Annotated in this window: 10 protein-coding genes; 7 read left to right on the top strand and 3 right to left on the bottom strand. The window is 28.6% G+C overall.

Going from position 1 to position 11,960, the window contains the following annotated elements:
• The first annotated feature begins 8 nt into the window (after positions 1 to 8).
• Positions 9 to 194: a DUF2892 domain-containing protein gene (locus tag BXQ17_RS09215; protein WP_077810366.1), complete on the top strand. Its 186-nt coding sequence runs from the start codon at positions 9 to 11 to the stop codon at positions 192 to 194.
• Between the two features lie 55 nt (positions 195 to 249).
• On the opposite strand, the gene BXQ17_RS09210 is transcribed toward BXQ17_RS09215, so the two are convergent.
• Positions 250 to 2,991, bottom strand: coding sequence for an outer membrane beta-barrel protein (locus tag BXQ17_RS09210; protein ID WP_077810365.1), 2,742 nt, complete (start codon positions 2,989 to 2,991; stop codon positions 250 to 252).
• A 185-nt stretch (positions 2,992 to 3,176) separates the two neighbouring features.
• Here BXQ17_RS09210 and BXQ17_RS09205 point away from each other — a divergent pair, with 185 nt between their 5' ends.
• The gene (locus tag BXQ17_RS09205; protein WP_077810364.1) at positions 3,177 to 3,758 is read left to right on the top strand and encodes a methyltransferase domain-containing protein; all 582 of its coding nucleotides are present in this window, start codon (positions 3,177 to 3,179) and stop codon (positions 3,756 to 3,758) included.
• Between the two features lie 233 nt (positions 3,759 to 3,991).
• On the opposite strand, the gene BXQ17_RS09200 is transcribed toward BXQ17_RS09205, so the two are convergent.
• Positions 3,992 to 4,693, bottom strand: a complete 702-nt coding sequence (locus BXQ17_RS09200) for an SGNH/GDSL hydrolase family protein (RefSeq protein WP_077810363.1) — start codon at positions 4,691 to 4,693, stop codon at positions 3,992 to 3,994.
• A gap of 109 nt (positions 4,694 to 4,802) precedes the next feature.
• Entirely contained in the window at positions 4,803 to 5,981 is a 1,179-nt protein-coding gene (locus BXQ17_RS09195; RefSeq protein WP_077810362.1) for an acyl-CoA dehydrogenase family protein, read from the bottom strand.
• A 162-nt stretch (positions 5,982 to 6,143) separates the two neighbouring features.
• Here BXQ17_RS09195 and rnpA point away from each other — a divergent pair, with 162 nt between their 5' ends.
• The 5 genes from rnpA to rfbB are packed head-to-tail and all read left to right on the top strand — an operon-like array spanning position 6,144 to position 11,960.
• Entirely contained in the window at positions 6,144 to 6,536 is a 393-nt protein-coding gene (gene rnpA / locus BXQ17_RS09190; protein ID WP_077810361.1) for a ribonuclease P protein component, read from the top strand.
• Positions 6,523 to 8,157 (top strand): S41 family peptidase, encoded by a 1,635-nt coding sequence (locus BXQ17_RS09185; protein ID WP_077810360.1) that lies wholly within the window; start codon positions 6,523 to 6,525, stop codon positions 8,155 to 8,157. The genes rnpA and BXQ17_RS09185 overlap by 14 nt, the downstream gene beginning before the upstream one ends.
• Positions 8,158 to 8,184: 27 nt before the next feature.
• Positions 8,185 to 9,873: a hypothetical protein gene (locus tag BXQ17_RS09180; protein ID WP_077810359.1), complete on the top strand. Its 1,689-nt coding sequence runs from the start codon at positions 8,185 to 8,187 to the stop codon at positions 9,871 to 9,873.
• 21 nt (positions 9,874 to 9,894) lie between these two features.
• Entirely contained in the window at positions 9,895 to 10,950 is a 1,056-nt protein-coding gene (locus tag BXQ17_RS09175) for a hypothetical protein (RefSeq protein ID WP_077810358.1), read from the top strand.
• Positions 10,951 to 10,952: 2 nt separating this feature from the next.
• Positions 10,953 to 11,960 (top strand): dTDP-glucose 4,6-dehydratase, encoded by a 1,008-nt coding sequence (gene rfbB, locus BXQ17_RS09170; RefSeq protein ID WP_077810357.1) that lies wholly within the window; start codon positions 10,953 to 10,955, stop codon positions 11,958 to 11,960.

Here is an 11,960-nt window from a genome sequence, read left to right as displayed (position 1 = left end):
AGTAAATTATGTTGAATAAATATTTTAGAGTTATAGTTGGTTGTATGGTGCTTTTAATGGTTTTATTAACTTATTATGTAAGTATTAAATGGTTGTGGTTTGGTGTGTTTATTGGTGTAAATATGATACAATCAGCATTTACAAAATGGTGTTTATTAGAAACTATTTTGATGAAATTAGGAATTAAAAAATAATAAAAAGCCCGATAAATTAATTTATCGGGCTTTTTATTTAAGTATTATATCGATGTTATCCTCGATATCTTCTTCTATTTCCTCCTTCGAATTTCTTACCAGCGCTACCTAAACTATTAAATTTCCAGGTAAAAGATAACATTGCGTATTGATTTAAAACCGTACTCGAAGAATCTTGAATGTAATCTTCTGTTGCAACTCTTCTTGCATTGGTGTTTTGATCTAAAATATCATAAACTTTTAAACTAATAGCACCTTGGTCTTTTAAGATAGAATAACGTAAAGTTGTGTTCCAGAACCAAGCGCTTTTTTGAAAACCATCGGCAATATTAGGATTGTAATTATAGTTGATGTCATTTCTCCATTCTAATTTTTTTGGTAAAAATGTCGCAGTTTGTATAGTAACATCATGACTAACAAAATTTCTATCTTCAAAACTTTCGATATCATATTTGTTGTTGTTGAATGAAATTGAATATTCTGGCCTAATTTGAAGTACCTTATCCCAATTAAAATCAAAACCAATTCTAGGTGAAATAGTTGCCGTTTTACTTGAGTATTGAATTCCGTTATTAAAGTTGATGTTTTTATTATAGTTACCAAAAACTCTAAATTCTGTTCTTAAACTTCCAAAATCTTCCCACTTTTTTGTAGAGCTATAACTTCCTCCTGCTCTAAAGCTATAAAAGCCATCTACATTTGCATAAGTTGTTTCTCTAATTAAAGAGTTAGGGTCTATGATTGTTTTTGCAACAACTCTATCATTTGTAAAAGTTAAGTTTGCAAAAGACCAAAAACCAGTTCTTTTTTGCCAATTAAAATTAGAAGCACCAAAGTTTAAAGAATGTGTTTTAGAAGGCGTTAAAGATGGATTACCAGTTACAATATTTAAAGGATTAGATTCATCTCTAAAAGGTTGTAATTGCGATAAACTAGGTGTATTATTTCTAAAACGATATCTTAAACGATACCTGCTACTTCTACTTTCTCTAAAACGAACACCAAAACCATACTCTAAATTATTAAAATCTCTAACTAAATTTGTTTCTGGTCTTAAAAAATCTACGTTTTCTAAAGTTCTATTTACTTGAGCTATTTCTGCTGATGCAGACCATTTATCATTTTTAAACTCTAATTCTAAACTTGGTCTTTTAGTTTTATCTAAATACTCGAAATCTGTACTTAATAAAGTACTAAAACTTGTGAAATCGTTAGTGGCTTGATCAAAATCGAAAGTACTACGTTTTGTTTTCGTTTTTGTGTTGCCATATGCATAAGCTACATCTAAAAATAATTTATTGGCCATAATTGGTAAACGGTATGTAAATTCACTACCAATTTCTTTAACCTCTGTTTTTCCGTCAGAATATTGATTTCTGATAATTTGATCAGGATTAGAGCCATAAATGTTTGTTTCAGACTTTACAAAATCATCTGTTTTATTATCGCTAAAATTTGCTGTTACTTCTGCTCTTATAAAGGCACCTTTACTACCAAACCTTTTAGAAAAGTTAATTTCATTATCAAATTGATTTCTATCAGAATCTGCAACAGAATTTGTTTCAGAATCGTTGGTAAGTGTTCTATCGTTATTTAAACTTTCTGAAATACTGTTAAAAGTGTTTCTATTTAAGTTCTTGTTAAAATCAGATTCAATATCTATTCTAAAAGTACTATCAATTTCAATTTCAAAATCAATACTTGCATCGTGGCTATCGCTTTCGTTTACAGAATTGCTATTAGAGTTTCTAAAAAAACTTTCACCGTTAGATAAAAACGTTTCTCTATTATTAGAAGAAGTGTTTTTAGACTCACTGTTTTTGTAAAAATAATCTCCAGAAAATTCAAAAATTTTCTTGAACACGTTAATGTAATTTACACCATAATTATTTGATGTAATAATACCTTGTCCGCCACCAAAACTTCTATTATTACCACCAAAACGAAGTCTTTGATTACCAAAACTAAAACCTGGCGAGTTTATATTGTTTCCACCGGCTAAAAGTCCTATTCGTTCACTTTGTTCAAAACGAGTTCCTAAACCAGCATACTCATAACGATCATCTGTACCTATACCCGCAGCTACTTTACCAAAATAACCTTTATTATTTTCTTTCTTTATGGTTAAGTTTATTGTTTTGTTTTCTCCATCAGAATCTTCGCCTGCAAACGCTTGTGCATTTGTTTTTGTATCAGAAATCTGAATTTTCTCTATAATTTCTTTTGTTAAGTTTCTAGTTGTAATTGTAGGGTCGTTACCAAAAAAAGGTTTACCATTTACAAGAATTTTATTTACTTCTTTACCGTTTACAGTAATTGTACCTTCTGCATCTACTTCGACTCCTGGTAATTTTTTAAGTAAATCTTCTACATTAGCATCTGCTTTTGTTTTAAATGATTTTACATTAAATTCTACGGTATCTTTTTTAATAGTAATTGGCGCAGAAGATCTAATAACAATAGCATCTAAAGTATTGGCAGATTTTAGATATAATGTACCAACGTTTTGATTTTTTACATCTATAATTTTAGAATATGACTCGAAACCAATAAAAGAAACTACTAACTTTAATTTAGAATCGCCTGTATTAGAAACAATTTTAAAATCTCCTTTGGCATCTGTAATTGTATAAGAAACAATGCTGCTATCTTTTAACCTTTCTAAATGTACGGTTGCAGATTCTAACATTTCTTTATCTTCTGCAGATTTTATGATTCCGCTAATTGTAAAGTCTTTTTTTTGCGAATAGGTTAATGAAGTCGCTAAAAAAGCAATTAAAAGTAATATTTTTTTCATTTGAGTTTGTTAGTATTATTTTGCAAATATTTAACTAATAAGTAGAAGTTTTTGCTATTTAACAGAACTTTATGAATACTTTAAGGAACTTTAACGGCTTAAATTTCTGATGAGTTACTAACAGAAATTTTAAATGATCTTATTTAAAATGTACTTTTGTTAAACTTATAAAAAGAAGATTTTAAATGGATTTATCTGCAAGTGCTTGGGACAATAGATATATTAATAATGATATTGGTTGGGATTTAGGTATTGTTTCTCCTCCTTTAAAAGCATATTTTGATCAATTAGAAAACAAAAAACTTAAAATCTTAATTCCGGGTGGAGGCAATTCTTATGAGGCAGAATATCTTTTTAAACTAGGTTTTAAAAATGTATTTGTTGTTGATCTCTCTAAGACTGCTTTAAATAATTTACATAATAGAATACCAGAATTACCAAAAAACCAATTGATAAATTCAGATTTCTTTGATGTAAATGATACTTTTGATTTAATTATAGAACAAACTTTCTTTTGCGCTATTGCACCAGATTTAAGAGAAAAATACGCGGTTAAAATGAAGGAATTATTAAAACCAAAGGGTAAATTAGTTGGTGTTATGTTTAATGTTCCGTTAAATGAAAATAGACCTCCTTTTGGTGGAAACTTAGAAGAATATTTAAAACTTTTTTCTTCTCATTTCAAAATAGACATTTTAGAAAAGTGTTATAATTCATATAAAAATAGGCAAGGTAGAGAGTTATTTGTAAAATTGTTGAAGGATTAACTTTGTTATTTTTATTTATTCTAAATAAATAATTATATTTGCAATATAATTATTTAGATTATGATTGTTTTTTACACAAATACTGCACCAACAATTCAGTTAAAGCAAGAAGTTGCTTGTAATTCTGTTTGTTCTTCAAGTTGTATTAAGCCAAAAAATAAATGCTGTAATAAATATAAAAAGAAGGGAATCAATTGCAAAAGATGCCCTCATGTTTTATTAGCGAAAGCCTCTTAATTATTTAATTTCTTTAACGCTAAAGGTAAAATTCTTTGTATAAATTTTGTGTATGCTAGTTCTGAAAGATGTAAATTATCTGATGCTATCAAATTTGGATTTGTTAAACCTTCACGAGTAATATCAGTTATATTTACATAAGTAATATCATTTTTAGTACAATATTCTTCTATAAAGTTGTTGTAATTGTCTATTTGTTTAGAAATATCAGTATTATTTTTAAATAATGGTGTAAAAGAATAATCGGGTATAGAAATAACAATCAACTTATTTTTCTTATTACCAATAGCTTTTATAGCAGTAACAACTAATAAAGGGAATTCTTCTTCGAAGACAGTCATATTACTAAATCTATATTGATTATTTACGCCTATTAATAAAGTCGCTAAATTATAATCATCAGAAATGTTTTGAGAATTGATTGCATTAATTAAGTCTGTAGTTGTCCAGCCAGTTCTGGCAATAATTTTAAGGTCAATTGTAGATTCTTCGGGATATTTTTTTAGCAAACTATCTTTTAATTGCGACGGATATCTACAGGTTTCGCAAACGCTTTGGCCAATTGTATAACTGTCACCTAAAGATAATATTTTGAAGTTTTTTGTATTTGAATTGTTTACTGAAGTCGAATCTACCTCAGCATCATTAATAACTACTTCATCTTTAATTTCATCAATTGTTTCTATTTGATCATTCATACTTCCGCATGAAACAAGAAACAGACAAAAACAAATAAAAATACTTAGAATAGGCTTTTTCATCTTGTTTTTGTCTGAATATTAATGTAAACATTACAATTTGAGTGGGTTATTTAAATGCATTAAAGCCAGTAATATCTAAACCTGTTATAAGTAAATGAATGTCGTGTGTACCTTCATAAGTAACAACACTTTCTAAATTCATCATATGTCGCATGATAGAATATTCTCCAGAAATTCCCATTCCACCTAACATTTGTCTTGCTTCTCTGGCTACTTTTAATGCCATATCTACATTATTACGTTTTGCCATTGATATTTGAGCAGAAGTAGCTTTATCTTGATTTTTTAAAGTACCTAATCTCCAAGCCAACAATTGTGCTTTTGTAATTTCGGTAATCATTTCAGCTAACTTTTTTTGTTGCAATTGAAATTGACCAATTGGTTTGCCAAACTGAATTCTTTCTTTACAATAACGAAGTGCGGTATCATAACAATCCATCGCAGCACCAATTGCGCCCCAAGCAATACCATATCTTGCAGAATCTAAACAACCTAATGGAGCGCCCAAGCCAGATTTATTTGGTAATAAATTTTCTTTTGGCACTTTTACATTGTCAAAAATTAATTCACCTGTAGATGATGCGCGTAAAGACCACTTGTTGTGTGTTTCTGGTGTAGAAAAACCTTCCATACCTCTTTCTACAATCAAACCATGTATTCTACCTTCTTCATTTTTTGCCCAAACAACTGCAACTTGTGCAAACGGAGCATTGGAAATCCACATTTTAGCACCATTTAATAAATAATGATCGCCTTTATCTTTAAAATTGGTTTCCATTCCTGCCGGATTAGAACCGTGATTTGGCTCTGTTAAACCAAAACATCCCATCCATTCGCCAGAAGCTAATTTTGGTAAATATTTTTTTCTTTGCGTTTCATTTCCGTATTTAAAAATAGGATACATTACCAAAGAAGATTGCACAGAAGCTGTAGATCTTACTCCAGAATCACCGCGTTCTATTTCTTGCATAATCAAACCATAAGAAATTTGATCTAAACCTGCGCCACCATATTCTTCTGGAATATAAGGACCAAAAGCACCAATTTCTGCCAAACCATTAATAATTTGTTTTGGGAATGCTGCTTTTTGAGCATAATCTTCTATAATAGGAGAAACATCTCTTTTAACCCACTCTCTTGCTGCATCTCTAACAAGTTTATGTTCTTCGGTTAATAAATCGTCTAGATTATAATAATCTGGTGCTTGAAATAAGTCGGGTTTCATATATTTATATGTTTTATTTTAAACAAATTTATAATTTATTGTTTAATTTTTAACAATAGTAATTAAAAAATATTGCTAATTTAAGTTAAAAATACACAACTTTTTTTAAAGTTAGCCGTTATAAATTGTAAAAACTAGTTGTTTTCTATTAAGTTTGTATAGATGAAAAATACGTTAGGAAAGCAAGAGCGTTTAAAAAGTAAAAAGTTAATAGAAAAACTGTATTCAGAAGGTAGTTCTGTTAAAACTTTTCCTTTAAGATTAATTTATGTACAGACAGAACATACGTCAGATTTTCCTTGTCAAGTAGGTGTTTCTGTAGCAAAAAGGAACTTTAAATTAGCTGTGCATAGAAATCGATTAAAGAGATTGTTAAGAGAAACGTATCGATTGCAAAAAGAAATTGTGTATAACAATTTAGATAAACCGTATGTTTTTATGATTTCGTATATTGGTAGAGAGGAAATTAAATATGAAGAATTGTATTTAAAAATGGAAAAACTACTAACGTTATTTGTAAATAAAGTAAAAGAAAAAGAAGATGAAAAACTTTAAAATAAAAAAGAAAACTATAATTATAGCTTTATTAGCTACTGTTTTTTTAACGTATTCGTTTAAATCGAAGTTTTTTGAAGTTGCCAAACAAATAGAAATCTACAATACTTTGTTTAAGGAATTAAATATGTACTATGTAGATGAGATTAATCCTGCAGAACTTACCAATAGAGCAATTAAAAATACATTAAAAGATTTAGATCCATACACAAATTTTTATAACGAACAAGATGTAGAAACAGCAAGAATTAGAAGAGCTGGTGAATATGGCGGTATCGGGGTTTCTGTATTTTACACAAAACAAGGTATAGAAATTAGCGAAGTTTATAAAGGATATTCTGCGGACAAAGCAGGTTTAAAAGCAGGTGATGTAATTGTAGCTGTAGACAATCAATCTATTAAAAACATGAATAGAGAACAATTGTCTATGTTTTTAAAAGGAACACCAAATAGCAAGTTTTCTGTTGAGGTTGTTAGACAAAGTAAATCTTTTACTAAAGAAATTATTAGAGAAAAAGTAGTTGTTAATCCGGTTCCGTTTGCAGAAATGATTGATGCAGAAACCGGTTATATTACCTTAACTCGTTTTAATGATAAAGCTTCATCCGAAGTAAAAAAAGCATATAGAAAATTAAAAAAACAAGGAATGAAAAAACTTGTTTTCGATTTAAGGTATAATCCTGGTGGATCGTTATTAGAATCTATCAGAATTTCTAATTTCTTTTTACCTAAAGGAAAAAAAATAGTGAGTACAAAAGCAAAAATTAAAAAATGGAGCAACACATATACTTCTAAAAATGATCCTTTAGATTTAGAAATTCCTATTGTAGTTTTAATTAACGAACGTTCTGCATCGGCATCAGAAATTGTTAGTGGTTCTTTACAAGATTATGATAGAGCTGTAATTATGGGTAAAAGATCTTTTGGTAAAGGTTTGGTGCAACGCTATAGAGAGTTAACTTACGGTACGCAATTAAAGCTTACTATTTCTAAATATTACACACCAAGCGGGCGATGTATACAAGAGTTAGATTATGAAAACAGAGATCTTAAAACCGGTAAAATACCTAAGTTTTCTGATAAAGGAATTAATGCTTTTAAAACTGCAAACGGAAGAACTGTTTATGATGGTGGTGGTGTAATGCCAGATGTAGAAATTAAAACTTCAAAAAAGAATGAAACAACAGATGCATTAATTAAATCTAGGGCTATTTTTAACTTTGCTACAGATTATTATTACAATAATTTAACATCTAAAAGTTTAGAAGATTTTAAATTTAGTAATAAAGAATTTAATCGTTTTACAGAGTTTTTAAAGGTAGATACAACATTTACAACAGTGCAAGAATCGTTATTTAAAAAAGCATTTTTAGCTTCAAAAGAAAATAATGTTTCTTCGGAATATAGCAAGATAAAAGATAAATTAGCAGACAATAAAATTAAAGAAATTTCTAAAAATAAAGATATTATTACAGCACTTTTAGAGGCAGAAATTCTAGAAAGATACTTTTATAAAGAAGGCGTTTATAAGTATAATTTAAAAAATGATGAAGCTATTTCGCAAGCGGTAGCTTTGTTAAACAACCCAACCCAATACACACAAATACTATCAGGTAAATAGTTTTATATTTGTGAAGTAAATTAAGATATGTCAGAAATTAAAAAAATAACAAGAACAAGAGCGCAAGAGTCTACAAATGCAATTGAGAAATTATATATTTCTATGCGCCATTTATTTAGTAGAGGTTTTTATAAACCGATGGGTGTTTCAGGTGAAACATTACGTAAATCTTTATTGCTTTTAAGACCAGAAATTTATGGTTCTATAGCAGAGGAAAGAATAGAATTGAGTGGTTTAACTTATGTAATAGAAAGACTTCCTGAAGGGATTGAGGAATGTCAGTTTATAAATTTAACTGCAGACGAAGGATATAAGAATTCTCATTTTGAAGCAATAATTCCGCCAAAAAGAAGAAGAAATTGTTACAGAATTGATAAAGATCAAATGAATATTGAGATTACCAGAGGAAGATCTGAAATCTACGATATTTTAACGCATTTAACTTTTCTTTTTATTGAATCTCACAAAATTCAAGAAAGAGTTACCTTAAATGATGGTGAAGATTTTACCAGAGAATGGAAAAACTTAGAAGATATTGTTCTTCATCATAAAGAAATTACAGAGAAAGAAAGAGAAGTTACCATTGTACATTTAGGTAATATTTTAGGTAGAACATTTGATGAGGTTTCTAATATTTATAATACTTTTTCAACAGCAGAAAATCCAGATAGATTTTTTCAATTAATATATTGGTTAGGTAAGCTGGCAATAAATGAAGTTGTAGAAAATAATAAGAGAACAGTAACTTTTAGTTCTGTTTTAGTCGAAGAAATAGGGCATCATATTTATGGTGAAATTTGGGCGAATGATATTAAGAAAGTTTTAAATGATAATAAACTTTTATCAAGACCAATTCATATCATTAGTGCAAACATGCATAGTGTTTTAAACTCGGTGTATGCTAAAAATGCATTGCCAAAAGAAGCAGAAAAGTTACAAGGTTTTGAGTTGTATCAACTACTAAGTAATGTAGATAGTAAGCCGCTTCAGAAAAAAGTAAAAGATTTTGCAACGGCAAATGGTCTTATTTATTTAAAAGATACATCTGGTACAAATATTAATGTACAAATAATAGATACAGCAAAAATAGATTTTGATATTTTATCGTTTTCTAAATTAGAAAATGTAGAAGACAATGCAGTTATTGTGGTAATGGATTATGCTTTTGGTGAGCAGGCATTCGAAACTATGGATGAATTGTTAAAACCTTATACGTGTACTAAAGGTGTTAAAACACATTTAGATGTAAAGTCTGTTTCTATTATGGGTAAAGCCGGAATTTTAGAAGGCGGAAAAGGAGATATAATGATACCTTCTGCACATATTTTTGAGGGTACAGCAGATAATTATCCATTTAAAAACGAGTTAGCAAAAGAAGATTTAGAAGGCTTTGGTATCGAGGTTTTTGATGGTTCTATGATTTCTGTTTTAGGAACTTCTTTACAAAATAAAGATTTACTAAAATTCTTTCATGATTCTACATGGAATGTTATCGGTTTAGAAATGGAAGGAGCGCATTACCAAAAAGCAATTCAATCTGCATCTAAAATTAGAGGAAATATTTCTGAAGATGTACAAGTAAGATACGCATATTATGCATCTGATAATCCGTTAGAAACAGGTGCAACTTTAGCCTCTGGAGGTTTAGGAATGACAGGTGTAACACCAACCTATGCAATTACTCAGAAGATTTTAGAACAAATTTTTAACAGTTAAACTGTTTTTTAATAAGTAAAAATGGCAACAAATCAACAACCAAATAACCAAGCCAATAATAACGAAGAAGAGGTAGATTTAGGATCTTTATTTGTTATAATTGGTAGAGGTTTTTCTAAGTTTTTCAATTTTATTGGAAACATTTTTAAAGGGATTTTTCATTTCTTTATTTCGATCTTAATTTTTTTAAGAAGTAATTTTTTAAAAATAGCAATAGCCGCAGTTATTGGTTTTACCGTAGGTTTATTTTTAGAAGTCAAAAAAGAAAATACATTTGGATCTACTTTACTTGTAGAACCAAATTTTGAAAGTGCTAGACAACTTTATAATAATGTGAATTTTTATAATGATTTAGTGAAGCAAAAAGATACTTCTAGAATTCAAAGTATATTTCAAATTGATAAAAAATCTGCAGGATCTTTAAAGAAATTTGAAATTGAACCAATTAAAAATAAAAGCGATATTATTAATTCTTATGATGATTTTATAAAATCTGTAGATACTACAACGGTAAAAAGCTACAAGTTTGAAGATTATAAAAATTCATTTGAAGACTTAGATTATAAACTTCACGAAATTACTGTTATAGCCACTAAAAATGATGTTTTTGATAAGTTAAGTAATGTTATCTTAGAATCTGTTACAGAAAATAAATACTTTAATAGAATTAAAGAGTTAACTAACGAGAATTTGAATAGAACAGATTCTTTACTTAGACAAAATCTAGGTCAAGTAGATTCTTTACGAAGGGTTTATATGCAAGTGATGGTAGAAGAAGCTAAAAAGCAATCTAACGGAACAAGCATTGATTTAGGCGGAGAAAAAAGAACAACCAAAGAGTTAGAACTTTTTGAAACTAACAGAAAGTTAAATTCTGAATTAAGAAGCATTGTTGAAAATAAATCTAAAAAATACGAGGTTATAAATGTGATTTCAGATTTTCAACCGATTGGTTATGAAATTAAAGGTGTAACTAAAAATTTAGGTTTTCAGTTAGCAATTGTTTTATCGGTATTGGTAATTTTAATTTTATTAGTTCTCAAGCTAAATACTTATTTAAATACTTATAAAAAGTAACTATGAAATCTATTTTAGTTACTGGTGGCGCAGGGTTTATTGGTTCTAATTTTATTCCCTATTATTTAGAAAAAAATAGCGATTGTAAAATTATTAATCTAGATATACTTTCATATGCCGGAGATTTAGAAAATTTAAAAGAAGTAGAAAATCATAAAAATTATACTTTTATTAAAGGTGATATTTGCGATAGAGATTTACTAAACAAGTTGTTTGATACATATAATTTTACAGAAGTAATTCATTTTGCAGCAGAATCTCATGTAGACAATTCCATTAAAAACCCTGATGCATTTGTAAAAACTAATGTTTTTGGAACGTTTAATTTGTTAGATGTGGCTAAAAATTATTGGATGACTTCACCAAATAAATATAGAGAAGAATTTAAACATGCTAGATTTCATCATATTTCTACGGATGAAGTATACGGAACATTAGGCAAAGAAGGTCTTTTTACAGAAGAAACTTCGTACGCACCAAATAGCCCATATAGTGCTTCGAAAGCATCATCAGACTTTATGGTTAGAAGTTATTTTCATACTTATGGTTTAAACGTTGTAACTACAAATTGCTCTAATAATTATGGACCAAAACAACATAATGAGAAGTTAATACCAACCATAATAAGGAAAGCAATTTCTGGAGAAAATATTCCTATCTATGGTGACGGACAAAATATTAGAGATTGGTTATACGTTTTAGATCATTGTAAAGGTATTGATTTGGTCTTAGAAAACGGAAGAGCTGGAGAAACGTATAATATTGGTGGAAAAAATGAAAGAGATAATTTATATATAGCACATAAAATTTGTGATATTTTAGATGAAATTAAGCCAAAAGATAAATCTTATAAAGAGCAAATTAGTTTTGTAAAAGATAGGCCGGGTCATGATTTTAGATATGCAATTGATGCCTCTAAATTAGAAAATGAATTGGGTTGGCAAGCAGATGAAAGTTTTGAAACAGGTATTTTAAAAACCATTGAATGGTATTTAAAAAAATATAAATAA

It is taken from the genome of Polaribacter sp. BM10 (assembly GCF_002005425.1).
GTDB lineage: Bacteria > Bacteroidota > Bacteroidia > Flavobacteriales > Flavobacteriaceae > Polaribacter > Polaribacter marinaquae.
Note: the sequence above shows the minus strand (reverse complement) of the source record. Positions and strands in the feature narration are given on the sequence as shown.